This is a genomic window from Microbacterium shaanxiense, assembly GCF_054779995.1.
This window is the reverse complement of sequence record NZ_BAAGXE010000001.1, coordinates 213,215-237,433: the sequence shown is the minus strand read 5'-3', so window position 1 is coordinate 237,433 and position 24,219 is coordinate 213,215. Positions and strand designations below refer to the sequence as shown.

20 protein-coding genes and 1 riboswitch are annotated in these 24,219 nt (G+C 68.2%); of the genes, 13 read left to right on the top strand and 7 right to left on the bottom strand.

Going from position 1 to position 24,219, the window contains the following annotated elements; genetic code table 11:
* Window positions 1–21: 21 nt before the first annotated feature.
* The 3 genes from ACYVG2_RS01045 to ACYVG2_RS01035 are packed head-to-tail and all read left to right on the top strand — an operon-like array spanning window position 22 to window position 2,660.
* Window positions 22–1,302 (top strand): MFS transporter, encoded by a 1,281-nt coding sequence (locus tag ACYVG2_RS01045; protein ID WP_460779283.1) that lies wholly within the window; start codon window positions 22–24, stop codon window positions 1,300–1,302.
* Window positions 1,303–1,324: 22 nt separating this feature from the next.
* The gene (locus ACYVG2_RS01040; RefSeq protein ID WP_460779281.1) at window positions 1,325–2,047 is read left to right on the top strand and encodes a DUF6882 domain-containing protein; all 723 of its coding nucleotides are present in this window, start codon (window positions 1,325–1,327) and stop codon (window positions 2,045–2,047) included.
* A gap of 46 nt (window positions 2,048–2,093) precedes the next feature.
* On the top strand, window positions 2,094–2,660 hold the full coding sequence (locus ACYVG2_RS01035) for a hypothetical protein (protein ID WP_460779280.1): 567 nt from the start codon (window positions 2,094–2,096) through the stop codon (window positions 2,658–2,660).
* 1 nt (window position 2,661) lies between these two features.
* Here ACYVG2_RS01035 and ACYVG2_RS01030 read toward each other — a convergent pair whose 3' ends face one another.
* Together ACYVG2_RS01030 and glyA are read right to left on the bottom strand one after the other, a co-directional pair.
* Complete coding sequence (locus tag ACYVG2_RS01030) at window positions 2,662–3,543, bottom strand: bifunctional methylenetetrahydrofolate dehydrogenase/methenyltetrahydrofolate cyclohydrolase (protein ID WP_460779279.1); 882 nt, start codon at window positions 3,541–3,543, stop codon at window positions 2,662–2,664.
* Complete coding sequence (gene glyA / locus ACYVG2_RS01025; protein ID WP_460779278.1) at window positions 3,540–4,814, bottom strand: serine hydroxymethyltransferase; 1,275 nt, start codon at window positions 4,812–4,814, stop codon at window positions 3,540–3,542. Before glyA ends, ACYVG2_RS01030 begins: the two co-directional genes overlap by 4 nt.
* Before the next feature lie 44 nt (window positions 4,815–4,858).
* Window positions 4,859–4,942: riboswitch (ZMP/ZTP riboswitch) on the bottom strand.
* A 75-nt stretch (window positions 4,943–5,017) separates the two neighbouring features.
* Here glyA and ACYVG2_RS01020 point away from each other — a divergent pair.
* From ACYVG2_RS01020 to ACYVG2_RS00995, 6 genes are all read left to right on the top strand, one after another.
* Window positions 5,018–6,517, top strand: a complete 1,500-nt coding sequence (locus ACYVG2_RS01020) for a family 20 glycosylhydrolase (RefSeq protein WP_460779277.1) — start codon at window positions 5,018–5,020, stop codon at window positions 6,515–6,517.
* Window positions 6,514–7,662, top strand: coding sequence for an N-acetylglucosamine-6-phosphate deacetylase (locus tag ACYVG2_RS01015; protein WP_460779276.1), 1,149 nt, complete (start codon window positions 6,514–6,516; stop codon window positions 7,660–7,662). Before ACYVG2_RS01020 ends, ACYVG2_RS01015 begins: the two co-directional genes overlap by 4 nt.
* Window positions 7,663–8,027: 365 nt before the next feature.
* Window positions 8,028–10,181 carry a sigma-70 family RNA polymerase sigma factor gene (locus ACYVG2_RS01010; protein ID WP_460779275.1) on the top strand — a complete coding sequence of 718 codons (2,154 nt, stop codon included), beginning with the start codon at window positions 8,028–8,030 and terminating at the stop codon, window positions 10,179–10,181.
* 9 nt (window positions 10,182–10,190) lie between these two features.
* Window positions 10,191–10,562 carry a YrdB family protein gene (locus tag ACYVG2_RS01005; protein ID WP_460779274.1) on the top strand — a complete coding sequence of 124 codons (372 nt, stop codon included), beginning with the start codon at window positions 10,191–10,193 and terminating at the stop codon, window positions 10,560–10,562.
* Window positions 10,559–11,920 (top strand): FAD-binding oxidoreductase, encoded by a 1,362-nt coding sequence (locus tag ACYVG2_RS01000; protein ID WP_460779273.1) that lies wholly within the window; start codon window positions 10,559–10,561, stop codon window positions 11,918–11,920. Before ACYVG2_RS01005 ends, ACYVG2_RS01000 begins: the two co-directional genes overlap by 4 nt.
* Window positions 11,913–12,314: an NUDIX hydrolase gene (locus ACYVG2_RS00995; protein ID WP_460779272.1), complete on the top strand. Its 402-nt coding sequence runs from the start codon at window positions 11,913–11,915 to the stop codon at window positions 12,312–12,314. The genes ACYVG2_RS01000 and ACYVG2_RS00995 overlap by 8 nt, the downstream gene beginning before the upstream one ends.
* Before the next feature lie 13 nt (window positions 12,315–12,327).
* On the opposite strand, the gene ACYVG2_RS00990 is transcribed toward ACYVG2_RS00995, so the two are convergent.
* The 4 genes from ACYVG2_RS00990 to ACYVG2_RS00975 form a co-directional block, all read right to left on the bottom strand.
* Entirely contained in the window at window positions 12,328–13,107 is a 780-nt protein-coding gene (locus ACYVG2_RS00990; RefSeq protein WP_460779271.1) for a glucosamine-6-phosphate deaminase, read from the bottom strand.
* Window positions 13,100–14,065 carry an ROK family protein gene (locus tag ACYVG2_RS00985; RefSeq protein WP_460779270.1) on the bottom strand — a complete coding sequence of 322 codons (966 nt, stop codon included), beginning with the start codon at window positions 14,063–14,065 and terminating at the stop codon, window positions 13,100–13,102. Before ACYVG2_RS00985 ends, ACYVG2_RS00990 begins: the two co-directional genes overlap by 8 nt.
* Window positions 14,065–15,249: an ROK family transcriptional regulator gene (locus tag ACYVG2_RS00980; protein ID WP_460779269.1), complete on the bottom strand. Its 1,185-nt coding sequence runs from the start codon at window positions 15,247–15,249 to the stop codon at window positions 14,065–14,067. Before ACYVG2_RS00980 ends, ACYVG2_RS00985 begins: the two co-directional genes overlap by 1 nt.
* A gap of 75 nt (window positions 15,250–15,324) precedes the next feature.
* Window positions 15,325–18,663 carry a family 20 glycosylhydrolase gene (locus tag ACYVG2_RS00975; RefSeq protein WP_460779268.1) on the bottom strand — a complete coding sequence of 1,113 codons (3,339 nt, stop codon included), beginning with the start codon at window positions 18,661–18,663 and terminating at the stop codon, window positions 15,325–15,327.
* Window positions 18,664–18,688: 25 nt separating this feature from the next.
* Here ACYVG2_RS00975 and ACYVG2_RS00970 point away from each other — a divergent pair, with 25 nt between their 5' ends.
* The 3 genes from ACYVG2_RS00970 to ACYVG2_RS00960 all read left to right on the top strand — a co-directional run bounded on the left by ACYVG2_RS00970 (window position 18,689) and on the right by ACYVG2_RS00960 (window position 21,285).
* Window positions 18,689–19,096, top strand: coding sequence for a RidA family protein (locus ACYVG2_RS00970; RefSeq protein WP_448965203.1), 408 nt, complete (start codon window positions 18,689–18,691; stop codon window positions 19,094–19,096).
* 127 nt (window positions 19,097–19,223) lie between these two features.
* Window positions 19,224–19,697, top strand: a complete 474-nt coding sequence (locus tag ACYVG2_RS00965; protein WP_460779267.1) for a hypothetical protein — start codon at window positions 19,224–19,226, stop codon at window positions 19,695–19,697.
* 139 nt (window positions 19,698–19,836) lie between these two features.
* Complete coding sequence (locus ACYVG2_RS00960) at window positions 19,837–21,285, top strand: L,D-transpeptidase family protein (RefSeq protein WP_460779266.1); 1,449 nt, start codon at window positions 19,837–19,839, stop codon at window positions 21,283–21,285.
* 92 nt (window positions 21,286–21,377) lie between these two features.
* Here the strand turns inward: ACYVG2_RS00960 and ACYVG2_RS00955 are convergent, their stop codons facing one another.
* Window positions 21,378–23,594 carry an NADP-dependent isocitrate dehydrogenase gene (locus ACYVG2_RS00955; protein ID WP_460779265.1) on the bottom strand — a complete coding sequence of 739 codons (2,217 nt, stop codon included), beginning with the start codon at window positions 23,592–23,594 and terminating at the stop codon, window positions 21,378–21,380.
* Between the two features lie 119 nt (window positions 23,595–23,713).
* Between ACYVG2_RS00955 and ACYVG2_RS00950 the strand changes: the two genes are divergently transcribed.
* Entirely contained in the window at window positions 23,714–24,172 is a 459-nt protein-coding gene (locus ACYVG2_RS00950) for a GNAT family N-acetyltransferase (protein WP_448965207.1), read from the top strand.
* The last annotated feature ends 47 nt before the right edge of the window (window positions 24,173–24,219 follow it).

Below are 24,219 nucleotides of genomic sequence, written 5' to 3'. Positions count from 1 at the left end.
ACGGCGAGCAGGCGGTTCGTCGTGAGAAGATCGGCGGATGCTCTCGTCGAAGCCCCGTTCATGATCCGAGGCCTCGCGGCCATGCAGGATCCTGGCTTCCGCTGGTTCTTCATCGCACGCGCGATCACACTGGTCACCGGTTCGATGTCGTCGATCGCCCTGGCCTTCGCGGTGCTGCAGGTCGACAACGATGCGCTGTCGCTCTCCTACGTCCTCACCGCCTTCACGATCGCGAACATCGTGTTCGTGCTGTTCGGCGGAGTGGTCGCCGATCGGCTGCCACGGGCGCTCATCATCCAGAGCTGCTACGTCATCGACATCCTTTCCATGGGCACGATGGCCGCGCTGCTGTTCAGCGGAACGGCCACGATCCCGCTGATGGTGGTGCTCGCAGCGGTGAACGGCGCCTCGACGGCGTTCGTGCTGCCCGCGATGCAGGGCATCATCCCGCAGCTGACCACACCGGCCCACCTGCAGCAGGCGAACGCACTCCTTTCATTCGTCCGATCAGCCGTCACCATCGGCGGCCCGGTGATCGCCGGCATCCTCGTCGCGACCGCCGGTCCCGCCTGGGCGATGCTCGTACAGGTCGCGGGCTGGCTGTGCGCGATCCCCGTGCTCGCTCTCGTGAAGCTGCCCCCGCCGGTCGGCTCAGGCGAGTCGACGCTGATCCGCGATCTGCGCACAGGATGGGACGAGTTCCGCAGCCGCACGTGGCTGTGGGTCATCGTGCTCGCGTTCATGATCATGAACGCGATACACGTCGGCGCCTGGGGAGTCGTCGGTCCGTACATCGCCAAGAACAACGAGCTCCTCGGCATCACCGGATGGGGCTGGGTGATCAGCGCGGAGGGCGTCGGCGTACTGCTCATGACGCTGGTGCTGATGTGGTTCCCACTGAAGCGCCCGCTGAGACTCGGCATGATCGGCATGGCGTTCTTCGCGATCCCGCTGACGATGCTCGGGCTGCACCCGGCAGTGGCGCTGCTGGCCATCGCCGCGCTGCTGGCCGGTGCGGGCCTCGAGGTCTTCAGCACGGGCTGGAACGTGGCGATGATGGAGACCATCCCCGGTGACAAGCTCTCACGGGTATCCAGTTACGACATGCTCGGCAGCTTCGTCGTGATGCCGATCGGCACGCTCGTCTACGGGTGGATGATCACGCACGCCGACGTCCGAATCGTGCTGGTCGCCTCCGCGGTGCTCTATGCGGGGTGCGCGCTCGTCACGCTCGCGGTGCCCAGCGTCTGGCGCATGGGCAGGGCGGCGGATCGCGACGCCGCTGAGGTGGCGGAATCATAGGAATCAAGGCCAGACTGGGATCATGACCTTCGCAGCCTTGCAGCCTCTTGCCGATCGCGCAGCACTGTTCGCCACACTCCGCCAGGACGCGCTCACCACCGCGGTCGACGCCCTCGGCGAGCACCGGTGGGACGCCGACATGGCCGCAGGCACCCTCACTTTCACCGCGAACGCGAACCCCGCGCATCAGTTGGTGACCCGCCCCCACCTGGTCGCGACGATCGCGCCGGGACCGCGATCCCTCCTCTGGGCATGGGCGCACCCCCAGGGTGACGCGCAGGGCGTCGCCGCGCAGTTGCGCGACTACGGCACCCAGTACGGCATCACCGAACTCAGCCAGCCCGAGCTGCCGTTCCCGGAGGACACCGGCGCAGATCTCGACGACTGGATCGCACAGGTCTCACATCAGATCGGCACTGTGGCCGTGGAGATCACCGGCCGCTCCCCGTACTACTCCGCACCGATCGGCGGCGGGACGCGCGCCGTCTTCCTGCTGGATGCGCCGATCGCACCGCTCACGGTGCGCGACGCCGTCGTCTCGACACCGCGCGTGCTGTCAGGGCTCGCGCTCAGCGATGCGCGCTCGTCGGTGTGGGATGCGGCGCGTCTGGCCGGATGGAACCTGCAGTGGACGGATGAGGCGTTCAGCGGCGCGGTGGTGACCGATGCCACCGGCTCGGCCACCTTCCGATTCGACGAGCACGCCAGGATCGTCGGCGTCGAGGCGCCCGGCATCACCGGCTGATCCCTGTTTCTTCCGCACGGCGATACAGCGCCGTAGGCTGACACTCATGAAGACCTGGACCGTCCGCGCCGTCTCCCTGTACGTGTTCAACGTCGTGGTGCTGCTGCTCATAGGCCTGCTCATGTCGAGCGTCAGCGTCGGCTGGAACGCGCTGTGGGCCGCAGTCATCCTGACTCTTGCGACCCTCGCGCTGAAACCGACGCTGCTCAGGGTGTTCCGCGGCGCGGCGTCGAAGTCGGCGCAGACGCGGACGAAGGTCGGCGAGAAGATCGTCCAGTACGTGCTGGTGTTCATCGTCGAGCTGATCGTCTGGGTGCTGACCGTCCTTCTCAGCGGTGTCGACGTGAACGGCTGGTTCTGGGGCTACGTGCTGCCCCCGCTGTACCTGCTGCTCGCCTGGGTCGTCTACGACCTGGTCGATGACCGCATCGAGGCGCGCGCCGGTGCGGTGTTCGACACGGTGCAGTCGAAGGTGAAGGGCGGTCGTGCTTCGACGACCGCGAGCACCGATGCTCCGGCGACCGGGCCGCAGAGCGGTGCGACCGCCGCTGCCCGGGAGGAGCTCGATGACGGGCTCACCCCCGAACAGCGGCGGATGCTGGACGAGCTGTAGCTCAGCCTGCCGCGCGCTCGGCTGCTTCGACGACGTTCGTCATCAGCAGCGCGACGGTCATCGGACCGACTCCGCCGGGGTTCGGCGACACGAACCCGGCGACCGAGGCCACATCGGGGTGCACGTCGCCGTAGACCTTCGACTTGCCGGTCTCGGGATCGTCCTCGCGGGTGACTCCCACATCGAGCACGGCGGCGCCGGGCTTGACGTCCTCCGCGCGGACGAGGTGCTTGACACCGGCCGCCGCGACGATGACATCGGCCTCACGGAGGTACTTCGCCATGTCGACCGTGCCGGTGTGGGTGAGCGTCACAGTGGCGTTGAGCTCGCGACGCGTCAGCAGCAGGCCGATCGAACGGCCGATCGTCACGCCACGACCGACGACCACGACGTGCTTGCCCTTGAGGTCGTAGTCATTGCGCATCAGCAGCTCGATCACACCGCGAGGCGTGCAGGGCAACGGGGTGTGGATCGGCGCGTTGACGTTCAGCACGAGGCGCCCGAGGTTGGTCGGATGCAGGCCGTCGGCGTCCTTGTCGGGGTCGATGCGCTCGAGGATCGCATCGGTGTCGATGTGCTTCGGCAACGGCAGCTGCACGATGTATCCGTGGCATGTCGGGTCGGCGTTGAGCTCGTCGATCAGCGCCTCGACCTCGGCCTGCGTGGCATCGGCCGACAGCTCGCGCTGGATCGAGTTCATGCCGATCGCCTCGGACTGCCGGTGCTTCATCCCGACGTACAGCTGGGATGCCGGATCCGCGCCGACGAGCACGGTCGCGATGCCGGGGACGATGCCGCGCGCGCGCAGCGCCGTGACCCGCTCGGTCAGTTCGCTCTTGATCTCCGCAGCCGCGGCCTTGCCATCGAGGATGACCGCGGTCACTGCTGCAGCTCCGGGTAGAGCGGGAACGCACCGGCAAGAGCATCGACGCGGGCCTTGAGCGCTGCCACATCCGCGCCGGGCTGCAGGGCCAGGGCGATGATGTCGGCGACCTCGGTGAACTCGGCATCGCCGAAGCCGCGGGTCGCGAGGGCCGAGGTGCCGATGCGCAGACCGGAGGTGACCATCGGCGGACGCGGGTCGTTCGGCACGGCGTTGCGGTTCACGGTGATGTGGATGTCGTGCAGCAGGTCTTCGGCCTGCTTGCCGTCGATCTCGGCATCACGGAGATCGACGAGCACGAGGTGCACGTCTGTACCACCGGAGCGCACCTTGATCTGCGCATCCGCGACGTCCTGCTGCGTGAGGCGCTCGGCGAGGATGGCGGCACCGCTGAGCGTGCGCTGCTGGCGGTCCTTGAACTCCGGGGTCGCGGCGAGCTTGAACGCCGTGGCCTTGGCCGCGATCACGTGCATGAGCGGGCCGCCCTGCTGACCCGGGAACACGGCGGTGTTGATCTTCTTCGCGATCTCGGCGTCGTTCGAGAGGATGAAGCCCGAGCGAGGGCCGCCGATCGTCTTGTGCACGGTCGACGAGACGACGTGCGCGTGCGGGACCGGGTTGGGGTGCAGGCCGGCGGCGACGAGTCCGGCGAAGTGCGCCATATCGACCCAGAGGTACGCGCCCACCTCGTCGGCGATCTCGCGGAACTTCGCGAAATCGAGCTGGCGGGGATACGCCGACCAGCCGGCGACGATGACCTTGGGCTTGTGCTCGAGCGCGAGGCGGCGCACCTCGTCCATGTCGACGAGCGAGGTCTCGGGGTTCACGCCGTACGCGACGATGTTGTAGAGCCGGCCGGAGAAGTTGATCTTCATGCCGTGCGTGAGGTGTCCGCCGTGATCGAGCGAGAGGCCGAGCAGGGTGTCGCCGGGGCGGGCGATCGCGTGCATCACGGCCGCGTTCGCTGTGGCGCCCGAGTGGGGCTGGACGTTCGCGAACTCCGCGCCGAACAGCGACTTGACGCGCTCGATCGCGAGGGACTCCGCGACGTCGACTTCTTCGCAGCCGCCGTAGTACCGACGACCGGGGTAGCCTTCGGCGTACTTGTTCGTGAGCACCGAACCCTGCGACTGCAGCACGGAGACGGGAACGAAGTTCTCGGACGCGATCATCTCGAGGAACGTGCGCTGGCGGTTCAACTCGCGATCGAGGACCTCTGCGATCTCGGGATCGACCTCGGAGAGCGGAGCGTTGAAGTACGGATCGGTCATGTCGTCCTCTTTCGTTGCGGAATGAAATGTCATCGGTGGTGGATGTCATCGGCCCAGGCGCGCGGTCGAATTCCGTAACGGTCGCTCCCCGGTGGTGACCCACCCAGACGCCAGTCGCGACCGTTCGAGCATAGCGGAATCCCGAAGACCCAGAGTAGTGCGCGGATCTGGCCGCACCGGCCGTCGCACGGTAGGTTTTGTTCATGGTCCTACCACTTGTGCCGCTTCCCTCGTCCGTCACGGAATCGACCGGAGCGCTGTCATTGACGACAGCCACCCGCATCGTCGTCGAGAGCGGTGCGGATGCCGCGGCATCCGTCGTCGCCGACGTGATCGCTGATCGCACCGGGCTGCGTCCCGCGATCGTCCACGGCGAGGAGCGCCGCGCCGGCGACATCGTCGTGCGCCGCTCCGGAGAAGGCGAGCAGTACTCCCTTCAGGTCGCAGAGACTGCGCAGCTGCAGGGTTCCGACACGGGCCTCTTCTACGCAGCGCAGACGCTGCGCCAGCTCCTCACCGCGGACGATGGCGCCTGGACGCTCCCCCACGTGCAGATCGACGATGCTCCCCGATTCGCGTATCGCGGCGTCATGCTCGACGTCGCCCGCACCTTCTTCGACGTCGACACAGTGAAGGCGTTCATCGAGCGGGCGTCATCGCTCAAGTTCAACCGGCTCCACCTGCACCTCACCGACGACCAGGGGTGGCGGTTGCAGATCGACAGTCGTCCGCTGCTCACCGCGCGCGGCGCCACGACCGCGGTCGCCGGCCGCCCCGGCGGCTTCTACACGAAGGACGACTTCCGTGAGATCGTGCGCTACGCCGCCGAGCACCGCATGATCGTGGTGCCGGAGATCGATCTCCCCGGTCACACCCACGCGATCGGCCTCGCGTATCCGGAGCTCAGCGAGGCGCCGGTCATGAATGACGGCCTCCTCGCTCAGGCCGAGGCGCTCGGCGAAGCGCTCCCCGTCGCCGGAGAACCGTACCTGGGAACCGGTGTGGGGCATTCGTCCGTGAAGATCCACGACGACGCGACGTGGGCGTTCCTGCAAGACGTCCTCTCCGAGCTCGCCGACCTCACCCCCGGCCCGTTCCTGCACCTCGGAGGCGACGAGTGCCACGGCACGGCGCCGGCCGACTTCGATGCCTTCATCGAACGCGTCACCGCCCTGACCACCGCGCTCGGCAAGACACCGATCACGTGGCACGAAGCGGGTTCGGCGATGGTCGCCGAAGGCACGATCGGGCAGTACTGGGGCAGCACGAGTCCTGACGCAGCGCACGCCGATCACGCACGTCGCTTCGCCGAGCGCGGCGGTTCGGTGATCATGTCGCCGTCGAACACCGCGTACCTCGACCAGAAGTACGACGCCGATTTCCCGCTCGGACTCGATTGGGCGGCGTTGATCGACCTGCAGACGGCATACGAATGGGAGCCGACGGCCATCGTCGATGCCCTGCCAGCCGAGGCGATCCTCGGGGTGGAGGGCCCGCTGTGGGCCGAGACCGTCGAGACGCTGGACGACGTCGATCAACTGATCTTCCCGCGCGTCGCAGCGATCGCCGAGGTCGCCTGGTCCCCGGCCGGATCGCGCGAGTGGACGTCGTTCCGCGAGCGCGTCGGCGGTCTCGGCGCCGCCTGGGATGCCGCAGGATGGGGTGGCCACCGTCCCGCGGAGATCGCCTGGAGCTCCCGATGACGTCGACCCTGATCCACTCCGCCCGGCTGATCACCGACGGCGTCGAGACCGCTGACGCCTGGGTGAGGTTCGAGGACGGCCGCGTGTCCGCGACGGGAACCGGCGCCGGCCGGCCGGACGCCGACCGCGTGATCGACGCTGTCGACCTCGCGGGAGAGGGTGCGATCCTCACGCCGGGGTTCATCGACATCCACGGGCACGGCGGCGCCGGAGCATCCTTCGATGACGGAGTCGACGCCATCCGTCTGGCGCGCGAACTGCACCGCGCTCACGGCACGACGCGTGCGGTCGTCTCGCTCGTGACCGCTCCGCTCGACGACCTCGCTCGCCGTGTCGGCGAGATCGCCGATCTCATGACGACGGATGCCGACATCCTCGGATCGCACCTGGAGGGACCGTTCCTCGATCCCGGTCATCATGGCGCTCACGAGCCGTCCCTGCTGCGCGCACCGGTGGCCGCAGATGTGCGACGGCTGCTCGAGGCCGGCCGTGGGACGGTGCGCCAGGTGACGATCGCGCCGGAGCTTCCGGGCGGCCTCGAGGCGATCGCCCTGATCGTCGCCGCAGGCTCAGCCGCCGCAGTCGGCCACACGAACGCGGATGCCGCGACCGCCGTCGCCGCGTTCGAGGCGGGCGCGACGATCCTCACGCATGCGTTCAACGCGATGCCGGGCATCCACCATCGGGCGCCGGGACCGGTGCTCGCCGCAGCAGCTGACCATCGCGTCGTGCTCGAGGCCATCGCCGACGACGTGCATCTCGACCCGCATGTGATCAAGCTGCTGTTCGACGCGGCCCCAGGCAGGGTGGCGCTGGTGACCGACGCGATGGCGGCGGCAGGCAGCGCGGACGGGCGCTACGACCTCGGCGCCGTGAAGGTGACCGTGACGGACGGCATCGCCCGCGCCGACGACACCGGATCGATCGCAGGTTCCACGCTCACGCAGGACGTCGCCCTGCAGCGCGCAGTCGCCGCCGGTGCGCCGCTGGTCGAGGCGGTGCGCGCGCTCACGCAGACGCCCGCCGCAGCGGTCGGCCTGGCCGGCGAGCTGGGCAGCCTGGTGCCGGGTCATCTCGGCGACGCAGTACTGCTGGATGCGCGACTGCGCGTCGTGCATGTGCAGACCGGTGCGTCGCTCGGCTGACCGGACGGAAGGAGGTCGCCGCTCCCCAGCGGCGACCTCGTCTCCCCTCCGAGCTGAGAGCGGGTGGGCTCGAACTCCTCCCCCGAGGTTCTGAGCCCACCCGACCGGTGCAAAAGCCCCCGCACCGGTGCCGAACTCCGCCCCCCGGTGGAGTTCTGATGGCTGTCTCTGGTTGATGAGACGACGACGGAGCCGATTCATCACGCGATACGGCAGAAAACTTTTTGGGAGTTCTCTCCGAGTTGTCCACAGGGCTGGCCTACCTGAGAGTTTCGAGGGAGAATGGTCCGGGCGCGTGAGCATCGACCTGATCACGCGTCTCTTCATGTGAGAGCTCATCCGACTCTCACGACAGATGGAAGCCAGTGCAGAACCACGACCACACCGCCATCAGGGCATCAGCAGATGCCGACCTGATCCTGCGTACCCGCTCGGGCGACGCCGACGCGTTCGCGGAACTGTGGCGACGTCATTATCCGTCGGGTGTGTCCGTCGCCCGTTCGATCACGTCGAGCCTCGATCCGGATGATCTGGTGCAGGAGTCGTACACTCGCATCTACCAGGCGATCATCAAGGGCGGCGGTCCGAACGGATCCTTCCGCGCGTATCTGTTCACCAGCATCCGCAACACCGCGGCCGCGTGGGGCCGATCCCGCCGCGAGACGGCGATGGACGAGCTCGAAACGGTCGCCGATCCGGACAGCACGGAGCAGGCCGCAGATGAGGCACTCGACCGCAGCTTGACGGCGCAGGCTTTCCGCGCCCTCCCCTCGCGCTGGCAGGAGGTGCTCTGGTACACCGAGATCGAGCAGATGAAGCCGTCCGAGGTCGCTCCGCTGCTCGGTATGAAGGCCGGCGCGGTATCGCAGCTCGCCTTCCGCGCCCGCGAGGGGCTGCGCGAGGCGTGGATCCAGGCGCACCTGCGCAACGCCGAGTCCGGGTCCGAGTGCCAGTGGACCATCGAGCATCTCGGCGCCTACTCGCGCGGAAACCTGAGCTCACGCGATCAGAAGCGTCTCGATGAGCACATCGAGGACTGCGCGCGCTGCATGATCGTCGTCGCAGAGGCGAAGGACGTCTCCAACCGTCTCGCTCTCGTTCTTCTCCCCCTCGTCCTCGGCGTCGGCGGAGCAGCCGGCTACACAGCGACGCTTCAAGGGGGCGGCATCCCGATCGTGGCGTTGGCTGCGATGCCGTCCAGCGTCGTCGAAGGCGGGGCCGTCGTCGGAGGTGCCGGTAGCGGTGCCCTGGGCGGTCTTGCCGGCGACGGCGGCAGCCCGGTCGGCGCCGGCACGGCGGGCGCCGGCGCAACCGGGGGTTCTGCGACCGGTGCAGTGACCGGCATCGGCGCCCTCGTCGGAGCAGGATCAGCAGCGCTGGTAGTTGCCGGCGTCGTGGCTGCGACCACGATCGTGCCGGGGCTCATGGAGGCGAACCCCGTGACCTCAATGCCCAGCGCGAGCGAAGCAGGCGATTCTTCGATCTCCTCCGAACTCAAGCCGGGAGCGGCGATCGAAGACGAGAAGTTCATCCTCGAGATACCGGAAGAGAAGCCCGAGAACCCAGACGACGTCGACAAGGCACCCGCGGTCAAGGCGCCCGCCATCGACGATGAGACCGCCTCGAGCTCGACAGCCACTGCGCCCCCGGTCGTTTCGCCGGTTCCCGAGGACGGCAGCGGCGGCGACGAAGACCCGGGCACGACAGACCCGGGCACGGATCCGGGCGATGGTGAGGACACAGACCCGGGTACGGACCCGACCGATCCCACAGACCCGACCGATCCCACGGATCCCACGGACCCGACCGATCCCACAGACCCGACCGATCCCACAGACCCGACAGATCCCGGCACAGACCCAGGAACTGACCCTCCGGCAACGGGTCCCACAGAACCAGTCACCATCGGCGGATCTCGCATATGGTTAGACGACGATCTGAAGTTGCATGTCACCGTACCGGTTTCCGGACTGGCCGGAGCCACAGTTCAAGCGCTGCTGGACGGAAGTTCGGGCGGCGCCGATCAGATCGTTCTCGACACCGACGGCAGCGGCTCGATAGACCTGAGACCCACGCTCCGTCAGATACTTCTCGGTGCGGATGTCACGATTCACTATCTGACGGACAATGGCACCGAGTTCCCGCGACACACGACGCTGGCAGAACTCGGACTGGGATCCTCGTCGGTCGCGACGGCGACTTCAGACGTCGACGCGACGAATGTCGCGTCGGGCGAGCCCATCAGCGCGGAGCAGAAGGTTCCTGCTGCGGTAGAACAGCCAGCAGTATCGACTGCACCCGTTGATGCGCCGCCGGCACCCGTCGAGGTCGCTCCTGTACCCGAGGAACCACTTGCGCCCGTCGACGAGGTACCGGTACTCGAGGCACCGGCAGACGAAGCACCGGTCATTGACTCGCCAACGATGGACGAGCAGCCTGCCCCTGCCGCGTCCACGGTGATCGACCCAGCTTCGACCCAAGCCACGCCCCCGGCCGAGGACACCACGCCCGCCGAATAGACTGGGAGCATGCCCGAAGCCCCCGACGCAGTCCCCGGTGTCAATCGTCCAAACATCACCCCGCTCGACATCATCCGGGCCGTCATCCTCATCGCGGCGATCGCCTCGCTCGCGCTCTGGGGCTTCGCGATGTGGCCGTTCCCGTGGAACGTCGTGCTCGGGATCGGCACTCCTCTGCTGGTCCTCCTGGTGTGGGCGCTCTTCCTCTCTCCACGACCTGTGCTGAGCCTGCATCCGTTCGTGCGCGCAGCCGTCGAACTGCTGATCTACGCCGGTGTGACACTCGCCTGGTGGTCGATGGATCAGGCCTGGGTCGGCCTCGGCTTCGCCGTCGTCGCCGTCGCCTCGGGACTCTTCGCGGGCAGGCGAGACTTGCGATGACGGTCGCCGCGGCCCTGCGGAGCGCGCTCGGTGACATCGTCGACGTCACCGAAGCCGCCCTCGAGGCCGCACGGGCGGATCGTTCAGGTCATTCGTCCGCCGGGCGCCCCGTCGCCGTCGTGTATGCGCAGACGATCGATCAGGTCCAGCAGACGATGCGGATCGCCACAGAGACGCGTACCCCGGTCGTGGTGCGCGGTGCTGGCACCGGTCTGGCGGGAGCCGCGAACGCCGGCCCTGGCGAGATCGTCCTGTCGACGCTGCGCATGAACCGCGTGCTCGAGGTGCGGCCGGACGACCTGTTCGCCGTCGTCGAGCCTGGCATCCTGAACGCCGATCTGAACGCGCTGCTCGCCGACCACGGTCTGTGGTGGCCCCCCGATCCTGCCAGCCGCGACATCTCCAGCGTGGGCGGCAACATCGCCACCGGAGCAGGAGGGCTGCTGTGCGCCAAGTACGGTGTCGTGCGCGATGCCGTGCTCGGCGTCGACATCGTGCTCGCCGACGGGCGACTCCTGCACCTCGGTCATCGCAGCGTCAAGGGCGTCACCGGACTCGACCTCACGTCCCTCGTGATCGGTTCGGAGGGCACGCTCGGCGTCGTCGTCGGTGCGACGCTGAAACTGCGGCGCCTCGTCGTCGGAGGCATCTGCACGCTCACCGCCCTGTTCCCGACCGTGCGTGCTGCGGCGGCCGGGTCGGCAGCGGTCACGGCATCCGGTGTGCAGCCGGCGATCATGGAGCTGATGGATGCGAAGGCGCTGAGCGCCGTGCACGCCCTCCTGGCACTGCCCGCGCCGACAGCCGGCAGCTCGCAGCTGACGATCCAGACCGACGGTCCTGCGGCCAGGGCGGAGGCCGACCTCATCGCCGCCACGCTACGGGGATGCGGCGGCGAGGTCGCGCTCACGTACGACCGCGAGGAGGGAGACCGTCTGCTCGCGATCCGGCGCTCGATGCATCCGGCGATGGCGGCCCTCGGCACCACGCTCATCGAGGATGTCTCGGTGCCCCGCAGCGCGTTGCCTGCGATGTACGACGAGATCGCCAGGATCGAACAGGTGTACGGCCTCGACATCCCCACCGTCGCGCACGCCGGAGACGGCAACCTGCATCCGAACTTCATCTTCGAAGGCGAGGTCGTACCCGACCGGGTCTGGGCGGCCGCTGACGACCTGTTCCGCTCCGCGATCCGGCTCGGCGGCACGCTCACCGGAGAGCACGGCATCGGAATGCTCAAGAGCCGCTGGCTCGCGGAGGAGCTCGGTGACGACCAGTGGCAGCTTCAGCGTCAGATCAAGGCCGTGTTCGACCCGCTCGAGATCCTCAACCCCGGAAAGGTCTTCACCCGTGCCTGACATCCACGTGAGCGCAGCGATCATCCACGATGCGGACGGCCGGGTGCTGGTGGTGCGCAAGCACGGCACGACGAAGTTCATGCAGCCAGGCGGCAAGCCGGAGCCCGGCGAGAGCCCTGCGCAGACCCTGGCGAGGGAGCTCGACGAGGAACTCGGACTCAAGGTCGACGAAGCGGGCCTGCGACCGCTGGGACGGTTCGTCTCGGCCGCCGCGAACGAACCGGGTCACCGCGTGGTCGCCGATGCCTTCGCGCTCACGATCGAGGCCGACACCGTCACGGTTCAGGCCGAACTCGCGGAACTGCGCTGGATCACGCCCGACGAGATCGGCACACTGCCTCTGGCACCGCTCAGCGTCGAGCATCTGCTGCCGCTCGCGTGGCCCGCCCGCTGACCTGTTCGGCGGGTCAGAGCCCCTGCCACACCGGCTTGTTGTCGAACGTGTAGCGGTAGTAGTCCGAGAGCGTGAGCTCGGAGGCCGCCGCCTCATCCACCACGACCGTCGCGTGCGGGTGCAGCTGGATCGCCGACCCAGGCAGCATCGCCGTGAGCGGTCCCTCGACCGCGTCGGCGACCGCTCGCGCCTTGCCTTCGCCGAAGGCGAGCAGCACGAGGTGACGAGCCTCGAGGATGGTGCCCAGGCCCTGCGTCATGCAGTGCATCGGTACCTGGTCGATGGAGTCGAAGAAGCGCGCGTTGTCCTCACGGGTCTGCTTCGTGAGCGTCTTCACCCTGGTGCGGGATGCGAATGACGACCCGGGCTCGTTGAAGCCGATGTGACCATCTGTGCCGATTCCGAGGATCTGCAGATCGACACCGCCCGCGGCGGCGATCGCCGCCTCGTAGTCGGCGCCCGCGTGCTCTACGCCCGAGACCGCGCCGTCGGGCACGTGGATCTGCTCGGGGTTCAGCCCGAGCGGCTCCACCACCTCGCGGGTGATCACCGAGCGGTAACTCTCCGGATGCGCGGGATCGATGCCGACGTACTCGTCCAGGGCGAATCCGCGCACCCGGGACACGTCGGTGCCGGCGAGTCGTCCGTGCAGGGCCTCGTAGACGGGCAGCGGCGTGGACCCCGTCGCCAGTCCCAGCACCGCATCAGGGCGGCTCACGATGAGCCGCACGATCTCGTCCGCGACCAGGGCACCCGCTGCCGCTGCGTTCTCGACGATGACGACTTCAGCCATGGGCGACGATCTCCTCTTGAGGTATGTGCGCTCCGACCAGAGCGGCGCCGAGAGCAGCCGCAGGGGAACCGGTCGGGAGCAGCTCGATTCTCTCATCCAGGTGCAGCGACCGCAGAAACGGCGAACCCGCTGCGTCGGCGATGAGAGCACTGCGGATGCCGTCTCCGAGGCGGTCGCCGAGGGCGGTGATCCCGCCCCCGATGACGACGGTCTCGACATCGGCGGTGAGCACCAGCACGCGCACCGCGGCGGCTGCGCCGCGGGCGAGGTCTGTGCGGAGCCTGAGCGCCTCCGCGTCGCCGCGGTCCGCAGCGTCGAAGATGTCGCGGACGGGAAGCGCACCGGGGCGACCCCAGGCGCGGGCGAGGGCGCCACCACCGCAGAGGGTCTCGATGCAACCGCGTTGTCCGCAACTGCAGACGCGGCCGTTCGGGTCGACCGAGATGTGTCCGACCTCGCCGGCGGTGCCACGCGATCCGCGCCAGATCCCCCCATCGGTCACGATGCCAGCGGCGACACCGGTACCGAGGTTCAAGTAGGCCATGGAGGTGGCATCGCCCCGCAGCGCCGCGGCTCCGAGCGCCGCCGCCTTCACGTCGTTCTCCACCACCACCGGCACGCCGAGAGGCTCAGAGGCTCTGGCAGCGAGGTCCAGCGACTCGACGCCCAGATTCACCGCGTGCAGCACGCGGCCTCTCGCGGTGTCGACGAGACCGGGGATGCCGACACCGACGCTCACGATGTCAGAGGCCGCTATGGCGAACTCTGCGCGCAGTTCGCGCACGCCGTTCACGACGTCCGCCACCACCGCCTCGTCACCGTGGCCAGTGGCACGACGCAGGCGACCGATGATCTCGCCGCCCTCGGTCACCGCGACGGCATCTGTCTTCGTGCCGCCGATGTCCAGGCCCACGCGAACGGACCGGCCGACCGGGCCGGTCTGCACTGCCGATGCCACTATGAGACTCCCAGCTGCCCGGAGAGCACCATGACGGCCGCTCCTCGCAGCACGATGTCGTCCTGCCCTGTGAGGCGGATCACGACGTCGTCGAAGACGCCCTCGAGCGTGCGTTCGCGCAGGGTCGAGGTGGCCGCATCGATGAGCGTGCCGTCGAGAAGATCCGCCGGGCCGGACAGCACGACCTCCGAGAGGTCGAGCGCCGTCACGATCGGCGCGATGGCGATGGCCATCCGATTGCCGGCATCACGCAGGATCTCGTCCCTCGCGGCGGGCTGCGCTTCCACAGCATCCCGAAGACGCGTCACGCTCAACCAGGCTTCAAGACAGCCGTCCCGGCCGCAGACGCAGCGAGGACCTCCGTCGGTGCCGACGACGACGTGACCGATCTCTCCCGCCGCGAACCGGCTGCCGAGCAACGGCTGGCTTCCGGCGATGAGTCCCGCACCGACGCCGACGCCGATCTTGATGAGCATGAAGTCGGCTCTGGCGTCGCCGAAGGTGTACTCGGCGAGCACCGCCGCGTTCGCGTCGTTTCGGGCGAGCACCGGCAGATCGAGATCTCGACCGAGCTGCGCCTCGAGTCGGAAGTCCGTCCATCCGAGGTTCGGCGAGCTCAGCACGACCCCGTCGGGGCGCACCACACCCGGAGTTCCGACGCCCACCCCCAGCAGCGGCGCGGTCGCGGCCGCGATCAGAGCGTTCGCGAGTTCGAGCAGCGCGGCATAGGCGAGGTCGCTGTCCGGCAGTTCGGGGCGCGCCACCTCGCGCCGCTCGATCACGTCGCCGTCGAGGCTCAGGACGGCGCCTCGGAACCCTTCGGCATCCGAGAGATCGATGCCGATGATCTGGTGACCGAGTCGATCGATGTCGATCAGGATCGGCGGCTTGCCAGGACCGGCCGTCTCTCGCACACCGAGCTCCACGACGATGCCGTCGGCGATGAACTCCGCCACGAGGTCGGAGATCGTCACCCGCGTGAGGCCCGTCTCGCGCGACAGGTCGGCGCGGCTCATGGCACCCGAGTGATAGAGCGTCTGCAGCACCAGGGCGCGATTGTGTCCGCGCGCGTGCTCGGGCAGGACCTTCGTGCGCGATCGCAGGTGACGGGACGGTCCGAAGGCATGCGAACTGGCACCGGCGTAGTCGGTCGGTGCCGGTTGACTCAGATCCGATTCGGACATATTTGTTAGTAGACCTTACGAACAAAAATTTCGCAACCTGTGACCCGCCGGAGCGACGGGAGGGTTACCGAAACGTTATTTTGAATTCTCGCCGTGCGTCGACGATTCCGCGGACTCGGCTCGCAGTCCCGCGACGAGCTCTGACACGATCTGCTCGCGTGCGGCGACGGTCATCGGTTTCCCGGGAACGCCCGGTCGCCGCTGATCGAGTGCCGGCCCGTCGAGTGGACGATATCGTACCCCTGCCCCGGCCAATCGTCGCAGATGCACGCGGAGGCGGCGCACGAATGCCTCGCCGTCCCCCGGCTCGCCTCCGAGCCAGAGGCGCTCGGCGATCGCACTGAGCCGCGGGAACATGGCGAAGTCGACTCGCTCCCGACTCGGAAGATGCTCGGTCCAGACGTTGGTCTGGCCGCCGACGACCCCTTCGGGCAGCCGAAGGGTGTACGCGTGCTCCAGCGTCAGCGGCGGCCCCACAGGCACCGGTTCGTCGGCCGATTCGGACTGCCGGTAGTCGAGATAGGTCTCCAGGTCAGGGCATCCGACCACGGGGATGCCGCGGCGGATCGCCGTCTCGAGTGCGACAGGACCGCGCCATGCGAGTATGCGCACGCCATCCGGGACGTCGCCCTCCAGCACCTCGTCCCAGGCCAGTGCCGTACGTCCGTGCGTGCGCACGTGCTCGACGAACTGCGCCGTGAACCACGGCTGCACCTCTCGCGGCGATGCGAGCCCGAGCTGCTCCATCCTCTCTGCGGCTGCGGGGCTCTCCGCCCACTCCGTGACCGGCACCTCGTCCCCGCCGATGCCGATCCACGGCGAGTCGAAGATCGCGCACAGCGCGTCGATCGCCGCCCTGCCGAAGGCCAGCGACTCGTCGGTCGGCGCGAGCGTGCGCGGGTTGACGCCGAAGCGCTCCCACGGCCCTGTGATCGGTCCGTCGACGCTCTGCACGTCTGTGTTGCCGAGTGCAGGATATGCGGCGAGCGCAGCCTGCACATGCCCGGGCAGCTCGACCTCGGGAACGATCGTGATGAAGCGCGCAGCGGCGTATTCGACCAGTTCGCGCAGCTCCGCGGAGGTGTAGAAGCCCTCGTGCACGCCGGGCTCGACCGTGGCGAGCGGCCCGTGACCGCGCTGGGTCGCGTCCCGACGCGCACCGACTTCGGTGAGCCGCGGGAAGCCGGGTACTTCGAAACGCCAGCCCTGATCGTCCGTCAGATGCAGGTGCAGGATGTTCAGCTGGTGCAGCGCCAGCAGATCGATGAGGCGGCGGATGTCTTCGGCCGGGCGGAAGTGCCGCGCCACGTCGAGCATCGCGCCGCGCCAGCCGTAGGCGGGCGCCCCCTCCCAGCCACCGGCGGGGATGCGGGAGGACTCTTCGTCGGGGTCGCGCAGCTGGCGCAGCGCCGTCGTGCCGCGGAACACGCCTTCCGCGGATGCGCCCCTCACCTCGATGCCGTCCGATGCGACGGTGATGCGGAACGCCTCAGCGCCGACATGGCCGGCGTGCTCCGCGTCCTCCCCCACGGCGACATCCAGGGTCAGGGTGATGGCCGGGGCATCGCTCGCGTCGCCCTCAGGCGTACCGTGCCGCAGGAGTTCGGCGACAGCCGCGAGCGCCGGGGGCGCATGCACCGGAGTGTGCGGCGTCCAGACGAAAGGCGCGGCCGCCGCGTCGATGTGCCCCTCGATCAGCGGCACGGTGGCGCGGTGCGGCGGTGGCGGCATTCTCAGCGCATGCCCTGGCGTGTCGCCCGTGACGACGCCGCCGGCGACGACAGGGACTCCACCGACCAGCACCTCGATCACGCCCACCGGATCCGTCCGCGGCGCCTCGAACGTCGCGCCGGCTGCGATCGTGTCGGGATCGAACAGCACGAGATCAGCCACCGCCCCCTCGCGGATCACGCCGCGCGGCGCATCGCCGCGCTGCAGCCCGAGGCGGACCGCCGGCGTACCGGAGAGGTGCCGGATCGCCTCCTCCAGCGTGAGCACGCCCTCCTCGCGCACGTAGTGGCCGAGGTAGCGTGCGAATGCGCCGAACCCGCGCGGATGCGGCTTCGCACCGATCAGGATGCCGTCGCTGCCGCCCGTGTGCCGCTCGTGCTGCATGATGGCGCGAACGTTCTCCTCGTCGCCGATGTGCATCAGGATGCCGGTGGCACCGGCATCCGCCACGATCGTGTCGAGGACGACGTCGACGGCTCGCCGCCCGTCGTCCTCGGCGATCTGGGCGACCGTCCTGCCGACGAGCGGCGCGAGGTCAGCGTTCGCGGTGCCGACGATCTCGATGCTCGTCCAGTCCGCGCGTTCGCCGTGGAACCCGTCGCACCCGATGTCCTCGAGCTCCACTCGCACCTGCTCACGGCCTTCGGCGTCCAACCTCCTGATCGCGGCGATGAGGTCGCCGCCCTCGGCGAGCCGGCTCGGCAGCAGTGCCGTCAAGGTGGTCGCACCGGGCAGGTACGGGTAGGTGTCGAGTGTGACGTCCACGCCGTCAGCGATGGCGTCGTCGATCAGCGCGAGCAACTCGGCTGCGCGGCCCCGATTGGGGACGAAGTTCATCGTGGCGTGCGTCAGGTGGATGGCGCACCCGGTGCGGCGACCGATGTCGAGGGCCTCGCGATAGGCGTCGAGCGCGGCGGCGCCGTAGCTGCGGGTGTGCGGTGCCCAGTAACCGCCGTGCTCCGCGACGACGCGGCACAGCGCTTCGAGCTCCGCCGTCGAGGCGTACATCCCCGGCGTGTAGGTGAGCCCGCTCGACATCCCGAAGGCCCCGGCGTCGAGCGCCGCGTCGAGCATCTCGGTCATCTGGCGCAGTTCGATCCTGGTCGCCGGCCGGTTCTCGTGCCCGACCGCGATCATGCGCAGATTGCCCTGCGGCACGAGGACGGCGACGTTCGCGGCTGTCGCAGCGTCGATCGAGACGAGCAGATCGTCCATCGTGCGCCATGGGACGTCGGCGGGCAGACCGTTCCAGCCTGCGATCTGCGCGGGGATCGCGGATGCCGTGGCGTCGTCGAGCGGTGCGTATCCGAGCCCGTCCTGCCCGATCACCTCGGTCGTGACGCCCTGCAGGATCTTGGCCCGATGCGCTGCACCCTCCAGCACGGCCAGATCGCTGTGGGCGTGCATGTCGATGAACCCCGGCGCCAGCACGAGGCCACGAGCGTCGATCTCGACATCCTCGAGGTCGGTGCCGCCCTGCTCGATCTCGATCTTCCGCGCGTCTTCCGGTGTCACGATCGCGACGACCCGTGCACCTTCGACGACCACGTCGGCGACGTACCGTGCAGCGCCGGTGCCGTCGACCACGGTCGCGGCCCGGTATACGCGCACCTGTCCGGCAGCGGCACGCTCCGCGCTGAGGAGCACGCGCGACGGCGACTGATCCGTGATTTGTTGAGGCATCTAACAAGGCTACTAGGCTGGTCGGATGAGCACGAAGACGCGAATCACGACCACCTCCGCCCCCGCACCCGCGCACACCTTCTCGCAGGGCGTCCGCAAGGGCCCGTTCGTCCAGGTGTCCGGTCAAGGACCGGTCGACGCCGCCACCAACGAGTATCTCTTCCCCGGCGACGTCGCCGCACAGACCACCCGCACGCTCGAGAACGTCAAGGCCATCGTCGAGGCATCCGGTGCGACGTTCGACGACGTCGTGATGCTGCGCGTCTACCTCACCAAGCGCGAGGACTTCGCGATCATGAACGACGCCTATGGCGAGTTCGTCAGCGCGCACACGCCCAGCGGTATCCTGCCGTCTCGCACCACGGTCTTCACCGGCCTTCCCCGGGAGGAGATGCTCGTCGAGATCGACGGCATCGCCATCGTCTCCGAGTGACCGCAGGGGCGCCGGCGAGCCCATGGGTCCTTCTCCCCATCGTCGTGCGGACGCGACTTGTGTTTGACTGGTCGCACGACCGGAGAATCGCACCGCAGTCCGTGGTGCCGTCATTGAGGGGAAACCTATGAACCGCCGTATCGCCGCTTGGACCATGGCTGCCGTCGCAGTGCTCGGCCTGACCGCTTGCTCTGGCACGCCCGCTGCTGAGGGCGACAAGTCCGACGAGGCAGGCGACTCCGCCCCCGTCGAGGAGACGAACACCGACCAGTCCGTCGAGGAGGCCTGTGGCATCGTCCTTCCGAAGCTGCAGGAGGCCAGCAGCGCAGCGGGTGAGATCGACACGACCGGCGCCACCGACCCGCAGACCACCGTCGACCAGTTCAGCACGGTCGTCGACGCGTTCGGCGAGGCTGCGGACAGCGTCTCGAACGCCGAGGTCAAGGACGCGACGACCGCTGTGCACGAGAACTTCGTCGCCCTCGGCGACGTGCTCTCCGCAGTCCTCATCGATCAGGACCTCGAGGCGGCATCCGACATCACCACCATCACGAGTGATGTGACCACGTCCGCGACGGCGCTGCAGGAACTCTGCAGCTGACATCCGCGCGATGAGAGCCCCGTGACCTCGACAGGTCGCGGGGCTTTCATCGTTCATGGCGCACAACCGTTGCCTTGTCGTTATCTGGCGGCCGGTATGATAAAGAAACATGTCACGCTGAATCACGGGGGGTGAGTTGGTGACCGGTCTTATCGAAGCACCTGACGCGAACACCGCGCAGACCGCTGTCGTCGCGTCTGTCGACGGCGAGCGTTCGGTGGAGTGGGCTCCGCGCGAGCCGGCTCCCAAGAAGCGCAGGGTCGGGCTCTGGGTAGGGATCACGGTCGGCGCACTCGCTCTCGGCGCGGCAGCCGCATCGACGATCCTCATCGCCCCCGGCACGACGATCGCCGGAGTGCCAGTGGGCGGGCTGACGCCGGGCGCCGCTGCAGACGTCGTCACCGCGCATCTCGCGAACACCGAGATCACGCTGACCGGCGCCGGTGACGATCAGATCGTCACAGGCGCAGACCTCGGCGCGTCGATCGATGCCCGCGCACTGGCTGATGAGGCGTTCGCCTCGCACCCGATGTGGAACGTCGGCGCATGGATGCCTGAGCCCATCGCCGGCGACATCACCTTGGACACCGATCTCGCGCACGACACGCTGCGCGAGATGATCCCCGCCAGCTACACGGATGCCGTCAACGCCGCCGTGTCGTTCGACGCCGCCTCCGCGAAGTACGTCACGACCCCCGCCGTGCCGGGCACTGGCGTGGATCTGGACGGACTCACGACGGCGCTGACCGCTGCGCTCGCCGACGGGGACACCGCACTCGCGTATTCCGGCGACCCGACGGAGGCACCGGCCCCCGTGACCGATGCAGACGCCACCGGCCTCACCGAACAGCTGAACACGATGCTCGCCACGATCGGCTTCTACGTCGGTGAGGAGCGCACGGTCCCGATCGCCCCCGCCACCGCTGCGACATGGATCGAGATCGTCGAACAGAACGGCGAGCTGAGCGTCGTGGCCGACGAGGCTGCGATCCAGTCCGCAGTCGACACGCTTCCCGCTGCCGTCAACCGCGCCCCGGTCGACGCCGAGTCGATCGTCAACGCCGGCGGCGACGTGCTCGAGGAGCTGACCGTCGGTGTCACCGGCCGCACGCTCGGAGACACCGGTGCGCTCGCGTCCGACTTCGCCGAGAAGCTGGAGGGCGGCGAGGCCATCCAGCCCATCGAGGTCACCGAGGTTCCGTTCGCGAGCACGACCCTCGTGCGCGAGATCGACGTCAACCTCTCCAACCAGACCGTCTCCGCGATAGAGAACGGCGTCGTCGTCGACTCATGGAGCGTCTCCTCCGGTGCCGGCGAGTTCGCCACGCACACCGGCTCGTTCCAGGTCGGCTGGAAGACCAGCAGCCAGAACATGGGCAACCGCGACCTCACGCAGGCGCCGAACTACTTCCAGCCCGATGTGCCGTGGGTCATGTACTTCAACGGCGACGAGGCGCTGCACGGTGTCTACTGGCACAGCAACTGGGGCACGCCGATGAGCCACGGCTGCGTCGGCATGCCCGTCTCCGCCGCACAGTGGCTGTACAACTGGTCGCCCGAGGGCGTCAACGTCTACGTCCACTACTGAACGACGGAGCCCGCCGCCGACCAGCGCGGAGCTGCAGGACATATGAGGAAGGGCCGGATGCTGTCAGCATCCGGCCCTTCCTCATGTCGACGTCAGATCGAGTCGATGACGCCGTTCAGGGTCTGCGACGGACGCATCACCTTCGTGACCTTCTCGACGTCGGGGCGGTAGTAGCCGCCGATGTCGGCGGCCCCGCCCTGAGCGCCGTTGAGCTCGGCGACGATCTCCTGCTCCTTGGCAGCGAGGTCTGCGGCGATCGGCGCGAACGCCGCAGCGAGCTCGGCGTCCGTGGTCTGCGCTGCGAGTTCCTGAGCCCAGTACAGGCCCAGGTAGAAGTGGCTGCCGCGGTTGTCGATCGTGCCCAGCTTGCGTCCGGGCGAACGATCCTCTTCCAGGAAGGTCCCGGTGGCAGCATCCAACGTCTCAGCGAGCACGCGCGCCTTGTCATTGCCGTTGCGCTGCGCGAAGTGCTCGAACGACGCCGCGAGCGCGAAGAACTCGCCCAGCGAATCCCATCGCAGGTAGTTCTCCTCGACGAGCTGCTGCACGTGCTTCGGCGCGGATCCGCCTGCACCCGTCTCGAACAGTCCGCCTCCGGCGAGCAGCGGGACGATCGAGAGCATCTTCGCGCTGGTTCCGACCTCGAGGATCGGGAACAGATCCGTCAGGTAGTCGCGCAGCACGTTGCCGGACACCGAGATGGTGTCGAGGCCGTGGCGCATGCGTGCGAGCGTGTAGCGGGTCGCCTCCTCCGGCGCGAGGATCGAGATCTGCGCGCCCTTGGTGTCGAGCGTCGCCAGCGCCTGGTGCACCTTGGCGATCAGTTGCGCGTCGTGCGCCCGGTTCACGTCCAGCCAGAAGACGGCGGGGTCGCCGGTCGCCTGGGCACGCGAGACCGCCAGGCGCACCCAGTCGATCACGGGGATGTGCTTGGTCTGGGTCGCCCGCCAGATGTCGCCGGCACCGACGGTGTGCTCGATGAGGACAGTGCCTTCGCTGTCGACGACCTCGACCAGGCCAGGGGCCGCGATCTCGAACGTCTTGTCGTGGCTGCCGTACTCCTCCGCGGCCTGCGCCATGAGGCCGACGTTCGGCACCGTGCCGATGGTGGCCGGGTTGAGCGGTCCGTTGGCGACCACGTCATCGATCACGGCCTGGTAGACGCCGGCGTACGAGGAGTCGGGGATGACGGCGAGAGTGTCGGCCTCGCCGCCGTCGACGCCCCACAGCTTGCCGCCGTTGCGGACGAGTGCCGGCATCGAGGCATCGACGATGACGTCCGAAGGGACGTGCAGGTTGGTGATCCCCTTGTCGGAGTTGACGTACGACAGCCGCGGGCCGCCCTCGAGCGCACGGGCGAACTCGTCGGCGATCTCCTGACCGCCTTCGATCCCGGAGAGTCCGGACAGGATCGAGCCGAGCCCGTCGTTGGCGCTGAGGCCGGCGGCGGCGAGCTTGTCGCCGAAGCGGTCGAAGACGTCCGCGAAGAACGTCTTCACGACGTGGCCGAAGATGATCGGGTCGGAGACCTTCATCATCGTGGCCTTCAGGTGCACGGAGTAGAGCACGTCATCGGCCTTGGCCGCCGCGAACGTCTCTGCGAGGAAGGCGTCGAGCGCGGATGCCGACAGGAACGTCGCATCGATGATCTCGCGCGGCAGCACCTTGAGGTCGTCCTTGAGCACGGTGACCGTGCCATCCTCAGCGGTGTGGCGGATGCTGAGCACATCGTCGTGAGCGGCGACCCAGGACTTCTCATTGTGCTTGAAGTCGTTGTCGGTCATCGTGGCGACGCGGGTCTTCGACCCCTCAGCGAAGGGCTTGTTCGTGTGCGGGTGCTTCTTCGCGTAGTTCTTCACCGCGAGGGGTGCACGACGGTCGCTGTTGCCCTCGCGCAGCACCGGGTTCACTGCGGATCCCTTGATGCGGTCGTAGCGAGCGCGGACGTCCTTCTCCTCGAGCGAGGACGGCTCATCGGGGAAGCTCGGGATGTCGTAGCCCTGAGCCTGGAGTTCGGCGATCGCGGCCTTGAGCTGCGGGATGGATGCCGAGATGTTCGGCAGCTTGATGATGTTCGCTTCGGGCAGCGTCGCGAGTCCGCCGAGTTCGGCGAGCGCGTCGGACACCTCCTGATCAGCGCTGAGCCTCTGCGGGAACGCCGCGAGGATGCGTCCTGCCAGCGAGATGTCGCGGGTCTCGATCTCGATCCCCGCCTTGCCTGCGAAGGCCTGGACGATCGGGAGGAGCGACGCGGTGGCCAGAGCCGGTGCCTCGTCCGTGTACGTGTAGATGATGGCGTCGTCGGTCACCGGGAGTTTCTCCGTTCACGAGTCAAAACTGTCTCGATACCAAGATACCGGAGTGGCCGAGCGGCTTTCGCAGTGTTCTTTCGGGCGCACACCGCGCCCGGAGAGGTTACCCTGGGCGTATGACGGAACTGCGCGTGGTCGAACTCTCCGCTGCGACGATCGTCGCCGTGAACAATCTGTCTCTCAAGCCAGGGCAGGAGCAGTACCTCGCCCCGGTCTCGTACGGCATCGCGGCGACCGTGATCAATCCGCAGACCTCGTGGCAGCGTGTGATCCTCGATCGCAACGAGGTCGTCGGGTTCGTGAGCGCCAGCTTCGATCCCGAAGCCGAGGAGGAGCACTTCCGCTCCGTGCTCTGGCGGATCAACGTCGACGCCGACGACCAGGGCCGCGGCGTGGGACGGTTCGCCGTGGAGAGCCTCCTCGATGAGGCACGGGCGCGAGGAATGGATCATGTCAACGTGATCTACGAGTCCGGCGACAACGGCCCTGAGGCGTTCTTCCAGCGCGTCGGCTTCACGCCAGTGGGCGAGACCGAGTACGCCGAGGTCATCGCGGAGATCCGACTCGCCCCTTGAGACCGGCGGCGGGGCCTCGGATCCCCTCCCCCACCGAGGCCTCGTCG

What these genes read in the sequence shown, in the direction of transcription:
- ACYVG2_RS01040 (WP_460779281.1), top strand. Translation starts at nt 1,325, where the DNA reads ATGACCTTCGCAGCCTTGCAGCCTCTTGCCGATCGCGCAGCACTGTTC.
- ACYVG2_RS01035 (WP_460779280.1), top strand. Translation starts at nt 2,094, where the DNA reads ATGAAGACCTGGACCGTCCGCGCCGTCTCCCTGTACGTGTTCAACGTC.
- glyA (WP_460779278.1), bottom strand. Translation starts at nt 4,814, where the DNA reads ATGACCGATCCGTACTTCAACGCTCCGCTCTCCGAGGTCGATCCCGAG.
- ACYVG2_RS01020 (WP_460779277.1), top strand. Translation starts at nt 5,018, where the DNA reads ATGGTCCTACCACTTGTGCCGCTTCCCTCGTCCGTCACGGAATCGACC.
- ACYVG2_RS01015 (WP_460779276.1), top strand. Translation starts at nt 6,514, where the DNA reads ATGACGTCGACCCTGATCCACTCCGCCCGGCTGATCACCGACGGCGTC.
- ACYVG2_RS01005 (WP_460779274.1), top strand. Translation starts at nt 10,191, where the DNA reads ATGCCCGAAGCCCCCGACGCAGTCCCCGGTGTCAATCGTCCAAACATC.
- ACYVG2_RS01000 (WP_460779273.1), top strand. Translation starts at nt 10,559, where the DNA reads ATGACGGTCGCCGCGGCCCTGCGGAGCGCGCTCGGTGACATCGTCGAC.
- ACYVG2_RS00990 (WP_460779271.1), bottom strand. Translation starts at nt 13,107, where the DNA reads ATGGCTGAAGTCGTCATCGTCGAGAACGCAGCGGCAGCGGGTGCCCTG.
- ACYVG2_RS00980 (WP_460779269.1), bottom strand. Translation starts at nt 15,249, where the DNA reads ATGTCCGAATCGGATCTGAGTCAACCGGCACCGACCGACTACGCCGGT.
- ACYVG2_RS00975 (WP_460779268.1), bottom strand. Translation starts at nt 18,663, where the DNA reads ATGCCTCAACAAATCACGGATCAGTCGCCGTCGCGCGTGCTCCTCAGC.
- ACYVG2_RS00970 (WP_448965203.1), top strand. Translation starts at nt 18,689, where the DNA reads ATGAGCACGAAGACGCGAATCACGACCACCTCCGCCCCCGCACCCGCG.
- ACYVG2_RS00965 (WP_460779267.1), top strand. Translation starts at nt 19,224, where the DNA reads ATGAACCGCCGTATCGCCGCTTGGACCATGGCTGCCGTCGCAGTGCTC.
- ACYVG2_RS00950 (WP_448965207.1), top strand. Translation starts at nt 23,714, where the DNA reads ATGACGGAACTGCGCGTGGTCGAACTCTCCGCTGCGACGATCGTCGCC.